Here is a 20,690-nt window from a genome sequence, read left to right on the forward strand (position 1 = left end):
TGTAATTATTATACCATGGAAACGATCAAAAAAAACAGCGTTTGAACAGCATTAATCAAAGTAATTAAAAAGAGCGCGTCGCATTTTAACTTGATAAGTCATTTTGCGACACGCTCTAAAACGGAGAATCATAGTAATTAGGGATACAACCTATCGTTTATTGCTGCAACCCAAAACATTTTTGATTTTATGAGCAACCATTGCTTTTATGGCAGAACGACCGGGTGCTAAATACTGACGGGGATCAAACCAACCGGGATTTTCAACAAAAACTTTTCGAATAGAAGCAGTCATTGCTAAACGTAAATCGGTATCAATATTTATTTTACACACGCCAGATTTCGCAGCTTTTCTAAGCATTTCTTCTGGAACGCCTTGAGCACCGGGAATTTGGCCACCATATTGATTACATAAATCCACAAATTCTTTGGGGACAGAAGAGGCACCATGCAGTACCAGTGGATATCCAGGAAGAAGGTTTGTAATGGTATCAAGTCGTTCAAAATCAAGACGCGGTTCGCTTTTAAATTTAAAAGCACCATGACTTGTACCAATTGTTATTGCTAAAGAATCACAACCGCTCTTTTCAACAAATTCAACCGCTTCATCCGGATCGGTGAATGTTGCATTAGGAGCACTTACAACAACGTCATCTTCAATACCAGCCAGTTTACCCAGCTCGGCTTCTACCACAACGCCGTGATCATGGGCGTAGTCCACTACTTGTTTAGTTAAGGCAATATTTTCTTTAAAGGGATGTTGCGATCCGTCAATCATTACGGATGTAAAGCCAGTGTCAACACATGCTTTGCAAATTTCAAAATCGGAACCATGATCCAGATGTAAACAGATATCTAAACCGCTGACTTCAATTGCAGCTTCTACTAGTTTTCTTAAATAAACTGGATTGGCATATTTACGAGCGCCGGCAGATACTTGAAGAATAAGCGGTGCCTGTTCTTCACCAGCGGCTTCAACAATACCCTGGATGATTTCCATGTTATTAACATTGAAAGCACCTACTGCATAACCACCCTCATAAGCTTTTTTAAACATTTCGGTTGATGTTACTAATCCCATTTTCGAAAACCTCCTAAGTGTATTTAAATTATAAGATGTTTGTATTTATGACAATGTCAGTATACTCTATTTTGTAGGAATACTCAAGCTTCGAGCGAAAATTGACAAGAATTTATACTACTTTTACAATTTCAAAATTTGTAAAAATCGATAAAGAGTGCGTTAAAATTATAACAAATATAATTATTTAGAACGCGTTGTGGCAAGACAAGGGCAATATTAAAAAAAGTGCCCGATCTTGCTAATTATCAGTAATAATGATAATTAACGATATCGGGCACTTGATGAGAGCTTGCAGGAGTTTTTAAAAACTAATGTTGTTTAAGAAATCCGGGAAGCGTTTTTAATAATCCTACCAAAATAATGGTGTAAAGTGGTATCAGAAAGATGTTGGTAATAAGTCGAGCAGGGAGCAAAACTGCAACTGCCTGTCCATAAAGAATACTCAAAAACCACGTGTTCAATAAAATTGATGTGACCATTTGTGAAACACTAACGATAAAAAGAATGTGATCGCTTCGATATTCACTATCGAGATTTGATTTCTTTACGACAATAATGGGGAAGACAGCAAATGCAATCATTAAAGCAATAAAGATGATAAAGAAAACCATGTTTAATGGTTCGCCTGCATAATAAACACTACCATTCGAAAAACTAAACACGCCGAAAATAGCAAGAATAGTCCCGGATAAAGCAACAAAGACTAAATTAAACCATTCCAGATATTTGGTTTTCTTCTTTCTTAAAAGCATAAAAAGAAGTCCTGGTATAAAGCCAGTAAGACCGCTAGCCACGGTAAATCCAATGAAAAATGGACCACCCGGCTTTATGATAAAACACATGAGGTCGGAGATGATACCGACGGCAAAACCCGCAAAAGGACCTAGCAATATGCCGCTGAGCATGATAGGCAAAGCAGTGATATTAAGCCTTAGTGAAGGAAAACCACCGAGAGGGATATACACCTCAAATAAAATCTTCAGCACGATGCTGATGGCAATAAGCAGACCACAATTGACAACAATTCTTGTTCTTGTGGGACTACTAATAAAAGCATTACTTTTCATAAATCCTCCTTCGATTATAAAGTAATGCTTCCGCGCCTACAATCTGCATTGTAACAGCGGAAGCGACAAGATACCGCAATGGTCACATTTCGTTTAAAGGCAACTTCCCATCCTTTAACACTTTACGCATCTTTGTCTACTCTGGTATTAAGTTATGGCCATTCTAACACGGAGAGAAGGATCATTACAAGGATAAATAATTATCAAAAATATTGGGAAAATCTAGAAAACATTGTTAATTTATAGTCAATTGGGTAAATATATTATCATAGTCGTAAATGTTTACAAAATAACAAGCGGTGGAGGGTAATAAATGAAAAAATTATGGAAATGCAGTGAGTATAATTACATGATGGAATATATTGGAGCACCGGATAATTGTCCCCAATACGGACTATCTCGAAAAAAAATGATTGAAGCTAATGATCAAAAAGATTCTGATCGATACTTCACTAATGAGATGAATCAGAAATGGGCAACGTTATCAGACGAAATAATTCAATTGTCAAAAGAAAGAAGTAATATTAATTTAGATCGTTCTGAAGTGGCGGTTTTTCAAAAAGCAGAAGAAATAAGATATATGATTGATAAAATGTCAAAGGCCGAAATGGTAGGATAAGTCGAAAAATAAAAATGATAAAAAGATATTGAATTAGAGTGAAGGTTTGTGTTATGATAGCTTAGTAAGTTTTACTGCTGGCGTGGCACAGATGGTAGCGCAACTGATTCGTAATCAGTAGGTCGGCGGTTCGATTCCGCCCGCTAGCTCCAGTAAAAAATAATATTTTGTTAAAAGAACGGCTTTAATTAGTGGTTCTTTTTTTGATTTTTGTCTCCACCTAAAGTATGACCGACTGTGAAAAATCAAAAAACTCTGGCTATTTTACCCCTATTTTTTGTCGTGCTTTTGTAAGCTGAGTGAGTGTTGAATATTATCATTAAAAAGAGCACCCTGTTCATAGGAGGGCCATCTGGGTATAGTTTATCATCATATGCCAATAAAGCATAAATAACTACAGGGGGTCTATTTATGACCAAGTATCGAGAAATCCTTCGACTTCACAGTGTTTATAGTAAGATATAAATACCCCAGGCAGACTTTTAAAAACACAAATATTTGTCTGTTCAGATAAGCTGTTTTGGTTTATCATAGTGATATGCACCCAACATCTGATTTTCATTATATCAGATGTTGGGCGCATTTTTCTGTCAACTTCTGTTTTTCAGAAGCTTTAGATTGTGTTGTTTTAAGGTCTCAGCTGAATTTTGAAGCTGGGAAAGTTGAGATTATTAAATTTGATCATTGTACAAGCAATATAAAAATGATACACTATCAAATTATATCGTAGGCGACTAATTATAGAATGTTATGATTCTTTGCGTTAAGCTTTACATACGATCAAACATACTCTATTTCAACTCGCTTAATCCTCTTGTACACTACCGCCGTATCATTGAAAATGTGAGGTAACTGATATTATGGAAATAGAAATAAAAGTTGAGTTATTAACAATAACTATTAATCATCAGCTTGGACGGATTGATACCGGAATTATGTATCAACGGAAATATTCCGACTCCTATTTTAGAAGGTAAATTTATGAAAAAAGAAATCAGTCGCAGAGACAGAAAAAAACGACAGGTACTCGCTACACTGGTTGATGTTACAATGAAACTATTTATTGAAAAGGGATTTGAGGAAACCACCATATCTGAAATTGCAACAACAGCGGATATTGGCACAGGAACATTTTATAATTATTTTCATTCAAAAGAGGATCTTCTTAAGTATGTTCTGGCAAAAAAACTGGACGACACAAAGGATTCTCTGGAAGACTTGAATCACTCATCGATGAGTCCGCCAGAAAAAATTGCACAAATTTTATTAACCATCGGAAAAATTTTTAAAGAAAATCAGCAATTATTTAACTTATGCAATCACCATCTCGCCCTGATGGGACCACCCCACGGAACTGAATTCAGGGATATTTTAGTTAATATGATCCAGGAAGGACAAAAAAATGGCGACTTCAGAAACGATATTCCCATTGAAATGATCACTGAACTGTTTATGGGCTTAATTAAATCTGCAATCACCAGCCATTCGAAAATCCCTTTTGAGAAAAACCTGAGTTGCAAATTAAGTTTATTTATGAACGGGCTTTTGGAGAAATAATACCACGATAAATTGACAATGGTTTATCTCTCCATGATCGATTATCTTAATTATGCCAGTCGTTTTAGTCCTGCCGCATCGATAAGACGATTCACAAGATCACTGCCAATTCCGATAACGGTTTCCTCATGGGTAAAATCTGTTATTTTTTCATCAAACAGGATCGTTGCCTGGGCCGGTAGTTCATCGTCCCCGTCCCAAAAAAGAAACTGAATTGGCATACAGGTGAATGCCATTGCCTGAAATCCCGCATCTGAATTTGACAACCGTTCAAAACCAAGTTTTTCTCCAGTCTCGATTAATTGTAGGGTTTTACCTTCAAATGTTTTGGCAAAGGGATTTAGCGTTGATTTTTTAAATGCCGGACTAAATGGTGCTGCTCCCCTCAGTTCGTGTAGGGGAATAAAATTATTGGAATTTCTTGGTGCTTCTTTAGAAAAATGAAACAAATGATAAATGGCTGATTGAGTACAAAAATCCAACTCTTCTTCTGGTTTTTCAATATTATGAATTTTGGCATCAGATCGGTTAATTTCATAATCGACACCAAAATAAGTAATTGGCAGGTTATTATCATTGTAACCGGGTAGTCCCAGGGCAACATAGCGTTCCCGGAAGTCAGTCTCCAAAGTCTTTAGTCTCCAATATTCGCACACATTTTTGTAATTATCTTTTTGCATATCCATCTCTCCTCCATTTTCTATTCATGCATTGATGAGTTAATATTTTTAGTGAACAATTTCAATTATGAACGCATTCACATTGATGTTAACGTTGTTTTTCTGATTTGTCAATAAAATTTAATGTATTTATATAACAGATCGATAAAATATCAATAGGAGGTTGTTGTTTTGGAGATCAGTATATTTGCAGGAAAAAAAATCAAGCAGAACAGCGATGAAACATAAAGATATTTTAAGTGATGCTCAACAATAGTTTGCGGAAAAATATGAGTTATCAGCTAGGAGCAGGCTTGCCTGCATCTGTTGAACCGACTGTTAAAAATGAATGAAAAAGTTGCATAGGCAGAGATTTCCAAAGGATTTGACCGCCGTAACTTATCGCCGAAACGTACTTCACCACATGGGATGTCTATGCCGTGATGATTATGGTTGCAACGGCCTCGTCCCCTGAAACAGGAAAATGGCCTTTTAGATCCATTTGCAAGAACCTTCTCAGGACACATGGATAAATTGGAAAAGTTATTAAAATTAATGTGGGGAATCAAACATGCTGTTTGATATAAGTGCCACTGATTTTATTCATGGAGAAAGCATGGTCACAATTGATATGGTTGCACTCTATCAGTTAGCCGAACTGGCAGGTCTTAGTGTGGACTCAAGCGCCCTGCCTTTGCAATGGTAATTTTTCCTGACTGCCCCGGCAGAAGCAATTCATGCCCGATCAGGATCAAGAAAAGCTTGGATACCAGCACGAAGAAAGCCATCGATGGTCAGCTGAATTTTTTTCCAGTCAGTGCAATGGTTTTTAAACATCATTTGGTTGATGGTCAGACAACCATTGATCTGAAAATAAAAAATGGCTTCGGCCTGTTCATAGGTTAGAATACTGTTTTGCATGAGTCGGGTCACAAAATCTTCCTTGGCCAAATCCGACAGTTTACCAATGAGTCGCGATGCCGCGATTTCATCAAAAAAAAGCGGCCGGTATTTCTGATTGGATTGCATTTTTTCACAAAAGGGATAGGTACAGTTCATTTTGTCCGGACACAAGACATGATCAAGAACATCGGAGGTATCGGCTAACGCATCGCTTAATACGTCATCTAATACATCATCCAAATCATAATAATGGAGATAAAAAGTTCCCCGATTAATTTCGCAGATTTGGCAGATCATTGTAACGCTGATCTTGCCAAATTTTTTTTTGCTCAGTTCATTTAAAAAAGCTTCCTTAATCGCTTTTCGTGTGTACCGGGTTCGCCGATCATTTTTCTTTACTTCTTGATTTCGCATTTTTACTCCTGAAATTGACAGATTCATCAATCTGTTGATAAACAAAACAAATCGAAAAAACTGATGATTGAACAATTACTCTCCCGTTATTATAATGAATTCAGTAAGAAAAATCAACGGTATGTTGATAATTTTACAATGCGTTGAGTTGAGGAGGAGAGAAAATGGGACATATTATTGCATTAGCCGGTAAAGGTGGGGTTGGCAAAACGACACTTTGTGGCTTACTGATTCAGTATTTGTGTGATACCGGAAAGGTGCCGGTGTTAGCAGTGGATGCTGATGCCAATTCAAATTTGAATGAGGTACTTGGGGTCGAGGCGGGTCCAACGATGGGTGCACTTCGAGAAATCATCGAGCGGGCTGGCGTTGATTCAAGCTATGAGATTCCCAATGGAATAACAAAGGCAGTCTATATGGAAATGCGGATGAACGATGCAATTACCGAAGAAAAAGATTATGATCTGATGGTGATGGGACGTTCACAGGGCCAAGGATGTTACTGTTTTGTAAATGGGATTGTCCAAACTCAGATTCAGCGACTTCAGACGAATTACCCGTTTATCGTTGTTGATAATGAAGCCGGGATGGAACATATCAGCCGGGGATTATTGCCAAAAATAGATACGATGATTCTGGTGAGTGACTGTTCCCGCCGCGGCGTACAGGCAGCCGGAAGGATTTCCAGGCTGATAAGCGAATTAAAGGTTCAGCCAACGAAAATGGGTCTAATTGTCAATCGGGCACCCGAAGGAAAGCTTGATCCCGGGACGCTGGAAGAAGTTCAAATTCAGGGATTACCGCTTTTGGGTGTTGTTCCACAAGATCAGCAAGTTTATCAGTATGACTGTGATGGCAAACCAATTGTTAAGTTGCCTGACGATTCCCCAGTTCGTGCTGCACTGAAGCAAATTGCCGATAAGCTGCAATTATAAAGGAGTAAAAAAATGAGTATCTTAGCAGGATGTCATGAGGCCCGTAATAATTTTGTTTTAAAAGAAATTGCTTGCCCCGAATGCGGTGATTATATTAAATTATTTGTCCGAGATGGCAAAACGATCGGAACAGAAAAATGTGCCAGCTGTGATTATGTGATTGGCGAAGGTTTAAGTCTATCAGAAATTTTAAGGGAACAACATGGCGCTTGATCAAATAAAACAGTTTATTGAATCAAAAGAGTGGCCGTATCGCTACACCGATGTCGCAGAACTGGGGAGTATTGATTTTGAATACCTGGGTGTCAGTTACCATGTCTGGGAATTTATGGATGACCAGTATGGTGTCGAAAGCAATGTGAAAAATATTGGAAAGCTTGAAGAATTTCTGGGTGATTATGAAAATGATCTGATTGAGATTATGAAAAAATGGGGAGAATAGCATGAAAATAGCCGTAACAGGAAAAGGCGGGGTCGGAAAAACAACGATTGCTGCAACATTAGCGCGTTTGTATGCACAAGAAGGAAAACGGGTGATTGCCGCCGATGCCGATCCCGATGCAAATTTGGCATTGGCATTAGGATTTACCGAAGAAGAAGCGGATGCCATTGTTCCGATCAGCGCAATGAAAAAAATGATTGCTGAACGGACTGGAGTAACTGAGCAGAACACGTTTTTTAAACTTAATCCCCGGGTCGAAGATATTCCGGAAATTTACAGTCGTGAGCACGAGGGTGTTAAATTGCTGGTTTTGGGAACGGTTGAAACAGCTGGTGGAGGATGCATTTGCCCGGAGAATATCATTTTGAAAACACTGATCAGCAACCTGATTTTATTCAGGGACGAGGTAGCTATTTTGGATATGGAAGCTGGTCTCGAGCATTTGGGCAGAGGAACAACACAGGGAATGGATCAGTTTATTGTGGTAATTGAGCCCGGTGCCAGAAGCATCCAGACCTATCGCAACGTCAAACGGCTGGCCAGAGACTTAGGGGTTCCTCGCGTGGGCGTGGTTGCCAACAAAATTCGGGATGAGAAGGATGAAGCGTTTATCCGTTCAAAAATACCCGAGGAGGAGCTGTTGGGGCTGATTCATTTCAATTCGGAAGTTATTGATGCTGACCGTAATGGCATATCACCTTTTGATTGCAGTCAGGGACTGATTGATGAGATTATTAGCATTAAAGAAAGGATTGAACAAAAACAATGAAAATAGCAATATGTGGAAAAGGTGGTTGTGGTAAAAGCACGATTACAACCCTATTGGCAAAAACATTGGCCGGAAAAAATAAAGAAGTGCTGATTATTGATTCGGACGAGTCAAATTATGGTTTACATGTCCAATTGGGTATGGAGTCGCCAAAAGGATTTACCGGTTACTTTGGTGGCAAGGAGAAGGTGATGACGGATATGTTACTGTCTCAGTTCAGCCATCAATTTTTTCATCAAGCTTGGACCGTAGCGGATATTCCGGCAGGATACTATACCGAAAAAAATAAAATTAAACTAATGGTAAGCGGGAAAATTAATCAGGCTAATGAAGGGTGTTCCTGTGCAATGGGGACGGTGATCGGGCAATTTATTGCGAATCTGCAACTAAATAAAGATCAGGTTGCCCTGATGGATATGGAAGCAGGAGTTGAACACTTTGGTCGAAGCATTGACAATGGCGTTGATATGATTCTGATGGTTGTCGATCCATCGCATGAATCGTTGAAGCTCACAAAAAAAATTGCCGGTTTGGCGGCAAGTATTGATAAACCAATTTATTATATACTAAATAAGACCACTGATGGAAATAAAAAGGTGATGTGTGAAAGCATTGAAAAATCCGAGAAAATTATTGCTGAAATTGGTTTGGATCAAGAGATTATGGAAGCAGGATTAACCGGCAAAGAATTATTTCTATCAGAAACAATTGCAACAGATTTGCGGAGATTATCATCGCGTTATTTTCAATCGTAATTCATCAGATGGTTATATTTTTAGTATTACTTTTGTAGGATATGCTGCGGTAAGGAGGGATATACTAAAGGAAAACTATTTACCAGAACTTGCAACATCCTTTGACAAAAGATTTAGATTTTCATTATTTAAAACTTATTGTTTGGATCAATTAGCGACACCTGTATTGGAAAAGTTTAAACATCGTGCTATATTCTCCCTGTCAGAGAGATAGATATACTGCTGGTTACGGGTATCGATTAGAGGGGAATGAAATTAAATTAGTGGAAAAGGGTGGTGCTGCACCAGGTACTACTAAAGGAGCTTTTTTGGAACAATAGAATAATATTACTCTTGTTTTTCTACATTGACCCCTCAAACCGGTACGGACCGCTTCCTAGTAAAGTGATTCTTATTAATTAATTTGTATGTTTTCATTGACAACAAGTGTCTTACATATAGGATATTGATAGGTTGCAATTTAAAAACAATTTTCATGTCGTAAAGTTGTCGTATTTGAGTCACGAATCCTTTCAATATGCCGTTTACCTACTGCTTCGTAATCAGTAGGTCGGCGGTTCGATTCCGCCCGCTAGCTCCAGTAAGAAATAATATTTAGTTAAAAGAACGGCTATAATTAGCGGTTCTTTTTTTTATTTTTTGATTTTTATCTCCACCTAAAGTATGACCGACTGTGAAAGATTAAAAAACTCTGGCTATTTTACCCCTGTTTTTGTCGTACTTGTATCCTATTTTTTGTCGCACTTTTTTTACGACATTTTGGATAACAAATACATTTGCGAAGGACGTCAAGATCATCATATATATGCTTACTGAAAGCGTCGCCATGCGTTTAAGCGAAACCGGCTGTTATTGCCAAAGAGATTGCCAAAGCAGCCATTGATCTGTTTGAAAAAAATTATGATTTCAGTTTGGCTATCCGCTCCATGGGCGTCCGAGTTACGGATCTAGTGCCGGATTCAACACCCATTCAGTTGGATGTATTTGGCAATGAAGCAATACGGGTGAGACAGGCACGGCTTTATGATGCCGTTGATGGACTAAGGAAGCGTTTCGGCAATCTGGCAGTGCGTCGAGCCGTTACCATTGGTGATCAAATGTCCTGCCTGGACCCAAAAAAAGATCACATCATTCATCCGATCGGATACTTTTAAAGGAGGTGTTATCGAATGGCCATAAAAAAATTTGTACCGGTGATTGCAAGATTTGAAGAAGATGGAATAATTACGCCCCAGAAGGTAATCTGGAGGATGGACGCGTGTTTGAAATTGATCAGGTTTTAGATATGCGTCCCGGCGTTTCTCTGAAAGCTGGCGGTCAGGGAATGCGTTACCTGTGCCGAATTATGAAAAAAGACGATTATATCTATTATGAGGAACCTAAATGGTTTGTTGAGAGCAAAGAGCATTAGTTACAGGATTTGTTTCATCAATTGACAATACAGCGCGTTAATCTTACAATGAATACCATAAACATATACGATTTAAAGGGGATAAATATGACTCAAGAATATGTAAGGAGAAAATTGGGAGATTTTTATAGATATAGGATTTTGGATAGCATAATAGAAGATGAAGAAATGAGTCGAAAAAAGCTTAAAGTTCAAGAGCGGTTTAAAAATATAACAAATATATGGAATGAAGAATTAAACAGTGAATGGGTATTAAGACATTATTTAGCTACTAAAATGATTATGAGCGCGACCCTTTTGATTAATTCAATGGATTTTGCTAATGAAAGAAATCTTAGAATTGTTGAACCATATTTATTTTATTACTCAGTATTAACATTATGTAGAGCTGTTGTGTACACTACGCCAGAAAAGCAATGGAATGATGGTGAAATAATGACAATGACACACAAAAAAATTATTAATAGTGCTTGTAGTGCAATTGGATCAATAAATAGTGATCTTGGGCAAAAAGTAAAAAAATTCATTACATGCGCACAAGAAATGCGAGAATTATACTCATATAAATTTCCGGCAAATGGTTTATTAACATATTTTGATAGCAAAGAGAATGGCTGGGATATATTTATTGAAATATGTACATCATTAGCTGAAATAGCTCAATTTCAAAGTGAACAATTAGAATTTTGTTTAAATAAAATGAAAAATGGATGTTTTACCTTGGATTTATCTTTTTTAGAAAAAGGTTTTATATACGAAGGAAAGAATTTTGAATTTATTGATGATGAAGATTATTACAGATTAGGTTATTTCAAGAGAAAACAATCATATCCAGTCAATTTGTATTTTACTTTGAGAGAGGGAATGGTTGATGATTTCTTTGGTGCATGGAGCAAGGAAGTAGAAATAGAATCGGAAGAAGATGAATTATTCAATCCAGATAATAATATTAGAATTATATTTGATATGCCATAATAATAACTTAACCCATTATTGATTGAATATATTAAAAAAATTTCAAATTTGATTTTCAATTTATACTCAATATTATTTTTTAACAGAAAAGAAGAGAGTCAAAAACGGCCGTTTATGACTCTCCTTGTTATTGAAACATAACTTATCTAATTTATAGCGATATATTGGCGGCAAAACAAGTGTCATAAACTAATAGTCATTAAAACATGTTTGTACGTATATGACACTATCTAATTTAGAATATGAAGTGGAATAGAATCTGTGATATTTGGATACACAAAAGTTTCAAAACCCGAACAGAATTTAGATCGTCAAATTGATCAATTAAACGATATGGGTTGTGATAAAATATTCCAGGATAAGAATAAACGGAATGACGATTGATTGTCCAGAACTAATATAGAATGTTTGATTAATTTGCGTGAAGGTGATACGATTATGGTAACTGAATTGTCTTGCTTCGGTAAGATCAGCAAAAGACCTTCTTGAATTAGTTGATCGAATAGAAAAGAAAGGTGCAAATTTTTAAAATTTAAAAGAACCATGGGTGGACACAACGACACCACTAGGCCCAATGTTATTTCGCATTTATCCCAATGAAGAATCAGTGGTTTGATTTTTTGATGGAGTAGGATGAAAAATGAGCTTCCGGCAGAAAATATCTGGATGTGCAGAAGTATTATGATTATTCAAATGAACATGAGACCGACATTCCATTAGCTGAATGATATAATAATAGTGTTTCAAAAGATGTTCAGATAAAAAGCAATAATGAATAATAGATATATAAAAGGTGCTTTCGCATTTTGAAGTTTGTTAAAAATGTCAATTTTGTAAATATGCATTATTGCTAGATTCCAATTCAATAAATAATCAAAACACAGATATTTGCGTTTGAACCTTTTTCAGCCGAAATATTCAAAAATTACAGAAAGGAAATTCGAAAATTGATTATTGAAGATATTACAAATTGGGTACGTACACTTCCAAGCTGGCAACAGAGATTGGCTGATAAAATTCTTGAAAGGGAAGCATTGGAGGTGAATTTCTTAGATGAGATTTATAGTGTTTTCAAAATTGAAAATGGGTTGTTATATGGACCTGTAAAAGATTTTGGTGGCTTGGAAATGACAGAATTGAAAACAAAGCAGAATGCTGTCTTATGGAAGTCTGTAGGGAATATTACGGGCGTAAATAGATTAGAGTCACATGATCCATTGTTAGTAGGTGAAAATATAACTGTTATTTATGGAGAGAATGGTAGTGGAAAATCTGGCTATACAAGATTATTAAACAATGCTTTTATATCAAGAGGTGATAAGAAAATTGTTAGTGATATTTACAGTAATGACTTGAAGTCTATTCATGCTGAATTTAAATTTACAATAGATGGAAATGATACAATTTTATCATATCCGGAAGAGAAGAATTCATTTATATTTTCTACAATAAGGGATTTTGATTGGAAAAGTGCATCAGTTGATATGTCAAAGGAGTCTGAAGTTGATTTTGCGCCGAGTGAGTTAAAATTCTTCTACAAATTCGCAAGTTTATGTTTAGAGATTCAAGATAGATTAGAAAATGAGATGAAAGAAAAGAGTGAAGATAATCCATTTCTAAAATTTTTTACTGGAGAGGGCAATATTGTAAAAGAAATTTTTGAATTAAATGAGAATTCAAAAATTGATGACCTTGAGCAAGTATTTAAGCTATCAGATGAGGAAAAAGCAGAAATTAAAATAATAAAAACAGAAAAAGCAAGGCTTATTTCTCTTGATATTGATAAACAGTATAGTCAAATAGAAAAAGTTCTCAGTTCAATAGAACAGGTCAAGATTAATGCAGAGTCATCCGTTTTGTATTTTTCCAAGGAAAGAATAGAGGAATATAATAATATAATTGAACAAACTATAGAGTGCCAAAAACTACTGAATTCTAATGGGATTGAGCAGTTTGAAGATTATAAGATCGAAAAATTAGGTACGAAGGAATGGAAAAATTTTATTGTTTCTGCTAAAAAATACTATGATCAAATTGAAAAACACTCAAAATGCCCTTTATGTGGTCAAGATATTATTGAATCAGACCTAATTAATAAATATTGGAAATACTTGGAAAGTGCAGCTGAGCAACATTATAATAAATGTAAAGAAAAGATATCTGATTTAAAGGCGGAAATTGAAAACATCGAGGTTGCATTATATTCAAAATCTTCTATACAGGAAGAATGGATAAAATCAAATTTTGAAGAAGACGGGGAAAATATTTGCTCCGAATTTGAAAATATAAAAAATAATCAAGTGATTGTGTTACAAGGCTTAGACAAGTTAGAAAAGATAGATGTACCAATTGTGTTAATTGATCTGACAAAAATTGATGAATTATATCAAGCAATAAAGGATAAAAGAGATAAATTGAATCGTACTGTGATTAATGAAATCATAGAGGAATATGAACGGAAGGAAAAAAACTTTACTGATAAGGAAAAGGCAATAGAATTATTACCATTAATCTCTAAATATATTTTTCAACTTCAGTGGTTAGGACTTGCACAAAAGAAAAAAATAGGAACCCGTTCTATTACTTACAAGCAAAAAGGACTCTTTGAGAAATATGTTACGGAAGATTATATCAACACATTTTCCGATGAATGTGAACGTTTAAATGCTAATTTTAATGCAGAGATAAAATCAAGAGGTAATAGTGGAGTGACATTAAAAAAATTGCAGATAAAAGGATGTGAGCCAGGGGAAATTTTAAGTGAAGGTGAACAAAGGGCTGTTGCTTTAGCAAGTTTTCTTACAGAAGTAAAGATGGATGATAATAATATAGGAATAGTATTAGATGATCCAGTATGTTCGTTGGATCATAAGCGTAGATCGATTATTGCTAATCGATTATTAGATGAAAGCAAAAATCGTCAGGTGATTGTATTTACGCATGATATTACGTTTTTTATGGAGTTGAAATCATTAGCTGACAAAGAAGATGTTTCTTTTGTGCAAGAAACGGTGCGAAAAATTGGAAATATTCCAGGTGATATTTCTAATGTGATTCCATGGCCTGGAATGCGCGTGAAGGAACGTATTGGAAAATTAAAAAATGATCTTCAACAAATTAATCATACTTGTAATTCAGGAGATATGGATAATTACTATTATGAAGCTAAGCAATTGTGTGAGTTGCTCAGAGAAAGTTGGGAGCGAGCAGTTGAAGAAATATTATTTAATGATGCACTACAGAGATTTAATCCATGTGTTCAGACACAGAGATTAAAAAAAGCACCATTTTCAACATTGTTATATCAGGAACTTGAAGAAGGAATGACTGAATGCTCAGCATGGTGTCACGATCAAGCAAGAGAAATTAATGGAACTGCGCCTGATTTAGAGCAATTACAAGAATATATTAATTGTTTTGAAAGGTATTTTAATCAAAATAGAATAAAGTAAAAAGATGCTTGTCCAAGTTACATGGTCAAATTTGTGAAACTGCTTCTTTCTGCTGATGGATTCGATCGAAGCGCTTGAGATAAACAGCAATTTCTATACCGTGTACCCGAATCAGTTTGTTCATATAGTCATTTGCGCGCTCATTTGGTCCTGGAATTAGGCCGATATTATCCTGATGAGGCAAAGGTTCCCGGCACTGAAAGTCAACCCTGGATGAGGGGCATGTCATCGCCGATTCGCTTGGGGGCGTGTCCAACGCTTACAATATCACACAACAGGACAGCACCCTTAATCGTGATGGCGATCAGGCGTATAGGAAAAGGTCATTCGCGATGCTGGAGGCTGTAGCAATTTTACGGCAGTGATTACTTATCCGTCAACGACGAGCCAGATCCCAGGCTATTACAGTTATACCTACACCTTAAAGGGCAACGTGATAAATGATGAATTTGATAATGTCAATCCCGACGAAGTCAACCAAACAATTAGTATCACCATTCAAAATGGACAGAACATCAGTGTCACCATCAGAGAGCTCGATAAAAAGACCGAATATATTGTGATCAAAAATTATGGTGCTAATGCGGTGGATCTCACCGGCTGGAAAATTGTCTCAGTTAGAGGTAATCAGTCGTTTACCTTTCCAGTCTTTAGTCTAGCGGCAGGTGCTGAGGTTAAAATCGGCGATTAGGCCAACTAATTCAGGCATCGATTTTCATTGGCTCGATGGCGGCGGTATCTGGAACAATAGCGAGAGTGATCCGGCCGAGTCATATGACAGCACGGGTAAACTGGTGGAAACACTAAACAATTAAAAATAAGGGAATGTTGAGAGATCATTAAGCAGTTCACCCCCGCCCCGGCTCCACGCCCGGGGCTTTGTTCGTTTTGGCGACCACTGCTATCGAACTGCGCCGCCCTGCTTCCGCTGTCGCTACCGGGCTACGGCACGGCTACCATTACTTTTAGGTCTTCTTGTAGTCGTGCCGGCTTCACGCCGGAGGCTTGGTCATCCGTGGCTTTTACAGCTGTGATGGCTTGCGCCGCGGTCGCGACGGAGCTATAAAAACGGTATTTATCTGAAATTAAACCAATCATTTTGAATCATGCTAGACTAAAATTAAAAACTACGATAACGATAAGAGAGTGTAGAAAATTCAATTAAGAATGGCTTTTTCCTAAAATTAGGAGTAATATTTAAACAATGTGTAACAATAAATCTTTACAAACATAAAATATTACTGTCATTAAACGATAGTATAGGTTTTAAATTCATGTAATACGCGAAATTTGTAAGCTCTTTATTAGAGCGTAATAAAAGATTATAGATGGATGTTTAAACTTTCAAATCCGGGTGTCGATGGTTAATCCGAACAATAAGTTATAAATGAACAAGAAACATTAGGGTAGGGTTTTCAACCCTTACCCTAACATTATTTTACAAGGAGCAAATATATGAATGACATTATACCGCAATATTATACTTATATAATATTATTTGATGGGGATACTTCGGATGTATCTCCAGTTTTGCGTTATGCCGATATATCAGAATTGAAAAAAAACAATAGGGGAAGAATGCATTTATTTGACGATAGTCTCGTGCCTATTTTATCTGCTTTTGAGTATTGTTTACACTTGCCAAGAACAGAAATGGACACATATAATACAGACACTTTAACTTTAGATAATGCATACGATGTTCCACAGAATATTCTTATTATTCCCGAAGATGCAATTTTACAATATCCGTTGCAGATTCAACTAACTTTAATTATTTACACAGAGAATTGTTCAGAAAAAATAAAATCATTCTCGAAACAATTTAATTCACTACTTGGTGCTGTTTCTATAAGTGAGTTGAATGAGTTACTATTAAAAAAACACTGGAATGATCTTTATTCAAAAAGAAATAATTGGAATGAGATAAGATTAATAGACGTCGACAAACAGTTTTTATTTACTGATGATGAACAACTATTTCTACCTGCGCTATATACTGCTAGACAATATGAACAAACTGATTATGTTTGTAGTGAAATTATCAAATCGGCCAACTATTTCGAGACTTGTACTAAAATAATTTGGGAGCAGTGTATTTTTCATAATGGATTAATGAACTGTAGGGATTATATAGGTGTCGGTGTTGATGAAGAAACAATTAGAAAAATTTTTGCAGAAGGCATGCAAAAAGCTAAAAAAAACACGTTTATAAATGTGGTCATTACTATGCCAGGAGTTCCAAAGAGACAGGTAAATTATGGTGGGTTGGCAAATGACTTACCTGAATCAGAAAAGAAAGTTATTAGATTATTAGGATTACACAGAGCGATTGCAAAAGAAGCTGTACTTATAGAATTACCTTTGATAGGGAAGGAATTGTTCGGTAAATTAGATGAACTTGAAATTAATTGCAAGAATGAAACGAATAATAAATATGTAAAAAAAACACTTCGCGATATCGGGGAAATAATTGAAAATAACTTGACACAAGAACAAATATGGGCAATAAATTGGGCTAAACATATTACGGTCTTTTCTGATTTTCCAATAGGATTAGCTGTACTTAGTGAGAGTGATACTTCATTGCAGTGCTATAAAAATATTTCATATAGACCATTAAGTCCTTTAACACGTTGTATGCAAATTGAAATGAGAAAGCATCAACAGTTTTTTTTAGGTAAGGGTTGTAAAATTGCATTTGCAGAGTGTGTGATTAACGATAAAAAGAATGAATTTATACGAGATTGTTCTGAGGGTGTTATGTATATGCTAAAAAAATTATGTTCAGAAAACCCAAATATGCAGGTGACCTATTGTGAAACATTAACAATAAGAGAATTAAAAAAGTTTATTCAAGATAATTCGGATGTAGATATTTTGCATATTTCAGCGCATGGTCACTATGATAGAAGAAATAATATGGCTGGATTAATGATCGGTAATGAGTTTTGGATGGCTGATGATATTAACTTTCAAGTACCACCCGTAGTAGTATTAAGCGCTTGTCATGTAAGCCCTCGCGGGAGTGGCTGTGTAAATGTAGCGGATTTATTTCTAAGAGTTGGTGCAGAGGCTGTTTTAGGAACGTTTGTACCTGTTAGAGCAAAGAGGAATATGTTACTGATGAATCGGTTGTATACATATATAGCCGAGGCGATAAAGGGAAGCATGCAATATGAAACATTAGCTGAGTTATGGTCTGGGATTGTAGCTACAAATGCTATTCTTGAAATGAAAGAAGATTCACCAAACTTTTCAAAATGGATTATGGGAAATGATAAGTATGGACATTCTAGATTTATTGAATTTGCATTAAAAAGAAGCGTAGGACGACTGCATAGCTCAAAAATATATACAGATACAATTTTAGTAATAAAAGAGATGCTTCACGAAGAAGGATTAGATGGAAAATTTGATGATGTGCTTAGTCAAGATAATTATTTTCCAGAATCATTTTTTTATCAATGGATAGGATTTCCAGAAAATATATTTCTTTATAATGATGTTTTCAGGAAATGAAGTGAACAGGAACTAGATATAAAATAATAGTATGTTATTTCAGAATCTTTATCAATCAAGATTTAGTACATATACGCGGTATATTGATTTTTAATTGAAAGATTTCTGTTTTTTATGTATAATATTAATGCGGTGATGGTGTAATAGGTAAACACACGTATTCAAACATTACAACTAGTGTACTAATTGTGATGTTTGAATACGAGTATCGCAGGTTCGAACCCTGCCACCGAAAGGTATTGAATTTCAATATTTTTCGGTAGCAGAGTTCATTTTTAGGTGATGATATGAGAAAAAGTGATTTCTATGAAGTGTACCAAGCCAATTTGAAAATGTTAGAACGTGAAATTAATTTAGTCAAAAAATCTATTCAAGTAACTTTAGGTCGCAAATTATGGTTGCAAGAAAATGGTTCAGACAACAGTAAAGTTTCATCTTGCGAAGAAGATATAACTGCAGGAACACAATTGTATACATTTTTGATTTGTTCATGGTTAGAAGCTCGTTTGATGAAAATGCTTTATGAAAGTTCTAACGCTGCTTTTACAGATAATGAGATATTTCTTGTTCGAAATTTTCCAACCATGACTATAAAATGGAAAGAATGTTTTTCTATGGCCGTATGCAAAAGCTATGGATTTACTTATATTTCCGAACAAAATTATGCTAATAATTTCTCAAATGGAAGCATTAGTCAACAAAATTATCAGAATGTGTTTTCCTTATTTGTAGATATTGACGACGCCATTACCATACGAAATCGATTGGCACATGGTCAGTGGTATAAACAATTTAACAGTAAAAATAAAAAGTTAGTTAATTATCCATTTTTAAATTTGTATACTAATGTACAAAAATTAGATATATTACGGCAATACTATAATGAAATTGCTGATATTATTAGTTCGTATGTGACGTATAAAGATAAGGCGAATTCAAATTTCGATAGTGGAATTCAAAATAAAATAGTCTCAATCAGAGAGAAAAAGAAAAGGATATTAAATTCTAACTTTGATAGTTATTGTCAGCCATTTAAACGTATAGAACATAATAAAATGGAAGCATTTAAAAGAAAGTAGAATACTATTTAGTAAGTTTTATTTTGACAAGCAAAATTGCAATATTTGGGGACAGATATCTTTTTAGACTAACTGATTCGATCATACCATAGACTCTACTGGTGCCTATAATTAACTATATCAATTGTCACCATGAACTGGTACGGACCGCCTCCACCAAGTAAAGTGACAATGAAGATAAAGTGATTCTTAATTAATTTGTTTATTTCTTTTTGCAACAAGTGTCTTACATAAAGAATGACGGCCCCTATGTGTTAGCAATTGGAAAAAAGAGTAAAACGTGTCGTAATAATGTCGTATATCATATATGAATGTCTGTAATATACCGTTTACCTACTTCTTCGTAATCAGTAGGTCGGGGGTTCGATTCCCCCCGCTAGCTCCAGTAAGAAATAATATCATGACCCAGTTTTTTCTCAGATACACCCAAAGGAGCTTCTGCCAGTGCTGCGATATACAGCATTGTTGAAACAGCCAAAGCCAATGGACTGAATGTTCACACTTACCTTAATCACCTGCTGCTTTATATGCCGGATGCGGATTATCAGAATGATCCGGATGTACTGGAAGAACTGATGCCCTGGTCAGAGCAGATACAGGTGGAATGCAAACAATAAACGGATTTATCCAGAACTGGTCCGCTGCTAGCGCCGGTTCTTTTTTATTTTTTGTGGCACCTTGTATTTAAGCGCTTACGTTTGAAACATGAATAACGAAAGATGAATTTATTGTATGTTGAAGATATTTCAATATATGAACGAATAAAATTGAAAATAAACAAAAATCAGTATAAAATAAAGAATAAATGCTTTTATACATGGAGGTTGGGATGGTTAGATGGTTGCATATTTCAGACCTGCATATTGAGGAAATGGCAGATTGGAATAACTTTAAAAAAGAAGTTGACAATAAGTTTGGAAACGGTAGTTGTCAAGATAGTTGGCAGTTATAATTGAAATATATTTTGGCAGTAAACGTTTTAAAATCATGCTTCTTCCAGTGAATCCAGCATCAGGACTTCCGTGCGTTCAGGGTTCAACCAGACGAC

Annotated in this window: 20 protein-coding genes, 1 tRNA gene, 1 pseudogene and 1 riboswitch; of the genes and pseudogenes, 18 read left to right on the forward strand and 4 right to left on the reverse strand. The window is 35.7% G+C overall.

From position 1 onward, the window contains the following. Nucleotides 1-150 precede the first annotated feature (150 nt). Nucleotides 151-1,080: a class II fructose-1,6-bisphosphate aldolase gene (gene fba, locus FZC41_RS01945; protein ID WP_148565687.1), complete on the reverse strand. Its 930-nt coding sequence runs from the start codon at nt 1,078-1,080 to the stop codon at nt 151-153. A gap of 311 nt (nt 1,081-1,391) precedes the next feature. Next, nucleotides 1,392-2,150: a folate family ECF transporter S component gene (locus tag FZC41_RS01950; protein ID WP_148565688.1), complete on the reverse strand. Its 759-nt coding sequence runs from the start codon at nt 2,148-2,150 to the stop codon at nt 1,392-1,394. 52 nt (nt 2,151-2,202) lie between these two features. Next, nucleotides 2,203-2,296, reverse strand: a riboswitch (THF riboswitch). A gap of 167 nt (nt 2,297-2,463) precedes the next feature. Between FZC41_RS01950 and FZC41_RS01955 the strand changes: the two genes are divergently transcribed. The 3 genes from FZC41_RS01955 to FZC41_RS01965 all read left to right on the forward strand — a co-directional run bounded on the left by FZC41_RS01955 (nt 2,464) and on the right by FZC41_RS01965 (nt 4,326). After that, a complete protein-coding gene (locus FZC41_RS01955) occupies nt 2,464-2,769 on the forward strand; it encodes a rubredoxin (RefSeq protein WP_148565689.1) in 306 nt (101 codons plus the stop codon). 76 nt (nt 2,770-2,845) lie between these two features. After that, nucleotides 2,846-2,921 (forward strand) — tRNA-Thr (locus FZC41_RS01960). Nucleotides 2,922-3,750: 829 nt separating this feature from the next. After that, on the forward strand, nt 3,751-4,326 hold the full coding sequence (locus FZC41_RS01965; RefSeq protein ID WP_207725013.1) for a TetR/AcrR family transcriptional regulator: 576 nt from the start codon (nt 3,751-3,753) through the stop codon (nt 4,324-4,326). A gap of 50 nt (nt 4,327-4,376) precedes the next feature. On the opposite strand, the gene FZC41_RS01970 is transcribed toward FZC41_RS01965, so the two are convergent. Further along, a complete protein-coding gene (locus tag FZC41_RS01970; protein ID WP_186855121.1) occupies nt 4,377-5,006 on the reverse strand; it encodes a DUF3786 domain-containing protein in 630 nt (209 codons plus the stop codon). Between the two features lie 714 nt (nt 5,007-5,720). Next, nucleotides 5,721-6,302, reverse strand: a complete 582-nt coding sequence (locus tag FZC41_RS01975; protein ID WP_148565691.1) for a TetR/AcrR family transcriptional regulator — start codon at nt 6,300-6,302, stop codon at nt 5,721-5,723. A gap of 164 nt (nt 6,303-6,466) precedes the next feature. On the opposite strand from FZC41_RS01975, the gene FZC41_RS01980 reads away from it, so the two are divergent. From FZC41_RS01980 to FZC41_RS17690, 15 genes and pseudogenes are all read left to right on the forward strand, one after another. Then, complete coding sequence (locus FZC41_RS01980) at nt 6,467-7,237, forward strand: ATP-binding protein (protein WP_148565692.1); 771 nt, start codon at nt 6,467-6,469, stop codon at nt 7,235-7,237. Between the two features lie 12 nt (nt 7,238-7,249). Beyond that, nucleotides 7,250-7,450: a hypothetical protein gene (locus FZC41_RS01985; RefSeq protein ID WP_148565693.1), complete on the forward strand. Its 201-nt coding sequence runs from the start codon at nt 7,250-7,252 to the stop codon at nt 7,448-7,450. After that, the gene (locus FZC41_RS01990; protein ID WP_148565694.1) at nt 7,440-7,679 is read left to right on the forward strand and encodes a kinase; all 240 of its coding nucleotides are present in this window, start codon (nt 7,440-7,442) and stop codon (nt 7,677-7,679) included. The genes FZC41_RS01985 and FZC41_RS01990 overlap by 11 nt, the downstream gene beginning before the upstream one ends. A gap of 1 nt (nt 7,680) precedes the next feature. After that, complete coding sequence (locus tag FZC41_RS01995) at nt 7,681-8,448, forward strand: ATP-binding protein (protein WP_148565695.1); 768 nt, start codon at nt 7,681-7,683, stop codon at nt 8,446-8,448. Next, nucleotides 8,445-9,203: an ATP-binding protein gene (locus tag FZC41_RS02000; protein WP_148565696.1), complete on the forward strand. Its 759-nt coding sequence runs from the start codon at nt 8,445-8,447 to the stop codon at nt 9,201-9,203. The genes FZC41_RS01995 and FZC41_RS02000 overlap by 4 nt, the downstream gene beginning before the upstream one ends. A gap of 926 nt (nt 9,204-10,129) precedes the next feature. Next, nucleotides 10,130-10,357, forward strand: coding sequence for a hypothetical protein (locus FZC41_RS17565; protein WP_243136627.1), 228 nt, complete (start codon nt 10,130-10,132; stop codon nt 10,355-10,357). A gap of 104 nt (nt 10,358-10,461) precedes the next feature. Then, nucleotides 10,462-10,614: a hypothetical protein gene (locus FZC41_RS17570; protein ID WP_243136628.1), complete on the forward strand. Its 153-nt coding sequence runs from the start codon at nt 10,462-10,464 to the stop codon at nt 10,612-10,614. 87 nt (nt 10,615-10,701) lie between these two features. Next, nucleotides 10,702-11,589 (forward strand): hypothetical protein, encoded by an 888-nt coding sequence (locus FZC41_RS02015; protein WP_148565697.1) that lies wholly within the window; start codon nt 10,702-10,704, stop codon nt 11,587-11,589. A gap of 947 nt (nt 11,590-12,536) precedes the next feature. Next, complete coding sequence (locus FZC41_RS02020; RefSeq protein WP_148565698.1) at nt 12,537-15,041, forward strand: AAA family ATPase; 2,505 nt, start codon at nt 12,537-12,539, stop codon at nt 15,039-15,041. 361 nt (nt 15,042-15,402) lie between these two features. After that, the gene (locus FZC41_RS17575; RefSeq protein ID WP_243136629.1) at nt 15,403-15,732 is read left to right on the forward strand and encodes a lamin tail domain-containing protein; all 330 of its coding nucleotides are present in this window, start codon (nt 15,403-15,405) and stop codon (nt 15,730-15,732) included. Nucleotides 15,733-16,496: 764 nt separating this feature from the next. Continuing rightward, nucleotides 16,497-18,563: a CHAT domain-containing protein gene (locus FZC41_RS02030; protein WP_148565699.1), complete on the forward strand. Its 2,067-nt coding sequence runs from the start codon at nt 16,497-16,499 to the stop codon at nt 18,561-18,563. Between the two features lie 128 nt (nt 18,564-18,691). Beyond that, nucleotides 18,692-18,798 (forward strand): annotated as a pseudogene (locus FZC41_RS02035). A gap of 52 nt (nt 18,799-18,850) precedes the next feature. Beyond that, complete coding sequence (locus tag FZC41_RS02040; protein ID WP_148565700.1) at nt 18,851-19,642, forward strand: hypothetical protein; 792 nt, start codon at nt 18,851-18,853, stop codon at nt 19,640-19,642. Between the two features lie 461 nt (nt 19,643-20,103). Further along, on the forward strand, nt 20,104-20,259 hold the full coding sequence (locus tag FZC41_RS02045; protein ID WP_420797207.1) for a transposase domain-containing protein: 156 nt from the start codon (nt 20,104-20,106) through the stop codon (nt 20,257-20,259). A 212-nt stretch (nt 20,260-20,471) separates the two neighbouring features. Continuing rightward, complete coding sequence (locus tag FZC41_RS17690) at nt 20,472-20,594, forward strand: hypothetical protein (RefSeq protein WP_279235162.1); 123 nt, start codon at nt 20,472-20,474, stop codon at nt 20,592-20,594. The last annotated feature ends 96 nt before the right edge of the window (nt 20,595-20,690 follow it).

The organism is Acetobacterium paludosum, from assembly GCF_008086595.1.
Classification (GTDB): Bacteria; Bacillota; Clostridia; order Eubacteriales; family Eubacteriaceae; genus Acetobacterium; species Acetobacterium paludosum.

Excerpts from the sequence above, each read along its gene's own strand:
- fba (WP_148565687.1), bottom strand. The coding sequence starts at position 1,080 with ATGGGATTAGTAACATCAACCGAAATGTTTAAAAAAGCTTATGAGGGT.
- FZC41_RS01950 (WP_148565688.1), bottom strand. The coding sequence starts at position 2,150 with ATGAAAAGTAATGCTTTTATTAGTAGTCCCACAAGAACAAGAATTGTT.
- FZC41_RS01955 (WP_148565689.1), top strand. The coding sequence starts at position 2,464 with ATGAAAAAATTATGGAAATGCAGTGAGTATAATTACATGATGGAATAT.
- FZC41_RS01965 (WP_207725013.1), top strand. The coding sequence starts at position 3,751 with ATGAAAAAAGAAATCAGTCGCAGAGACAGAAAAAAACGACAGGTACTC.
- FZC41_RS01970 (WP_186855121.1), bottom strand. The coding sequence starts at position 5,006 with ATGCAAAAAGATAATTACAAAAATGTGTGCGAATATTGGAGACTAAAG.
- FZC41_RS01975 (WP_148565691.1), bottom strand. The coding sequence starts at position 6,302 with ATGCGAAATCAAGAAGTAAAGAAAAATGATCGGCGAACCCGGTACACA.
- FZC41_RS01980 (WP_148565692.1), top strand. The coding sequence starts at position 6,467 with ATGGGACATATTATTGCATTAGCCGGTAAAGGTGGGGTTGGCAAAACG.
- FZC41_RS01985 (WP_148565693.1), top strand. The coding sequence starts at position 7,250 with ATGAGTATCTTAGCAGGATGTCATGAGGCCCGTAATAATTTTGTTTTA.
- FZC41_RS01990 (WP_148565694.1), top strand. The coding sequence starts at position 7,440 with ATGGCGCTTGATCAAATAAAACAGTTTATTGAATCAAAAGAGTGGCCG.
- FZC41_RS01995 (WP_148565695.1), top strand. The coding sequence starts at position 7,681 with ATGAAAATAGCCGTAACAGGAAAAGGCGGGGTCGGAAAAACAACGATT.
- FZC41_RS02000 (WP_148565696.1), top strand. The coding sequence starts at position 8,445 with ATGAAAATAGCAATATGTGGAAAAGGTGGTTGTGGTAAAAGCACGATT.
- FZC41_RS17565 (WP_243136627.1), top strand. The coding sequence starts at position 10,130 with ATGGGCGTCCGAGTTACGGATCTAGTGCCGGATTCAACACCCATTCAG.
- FZC41_RS02015 (WP_148565697.1), top strand. The coding sequence starts at position 10,702 with ATGACTCAAGAATATGTAAGGAGAAAATTGGGAGATTTTTATAGATAT.
- FZC41_RS02030 (WP_148565699.1), top strand. The coding sequence starts at position 16,497 with ATGAATGACATTATACCGCAATATTATACTTATATAATATTATTTGAT.
- FZC41_RS02040 (WP_148565700.1), top strand. The coding sequence starts at position 18,851 with ATGAGAAAAAGTGATTTCTATGAAGTGTACCAAGCCAATTTGAAAATG.
- FZC41_RS17690 (WP_279235162.1), top strand. The coding sequence starts at position 20,472 with ATGGTTAGATGGTTGCATATTTCAGACCTGCATATTGAGGAAATGGCA.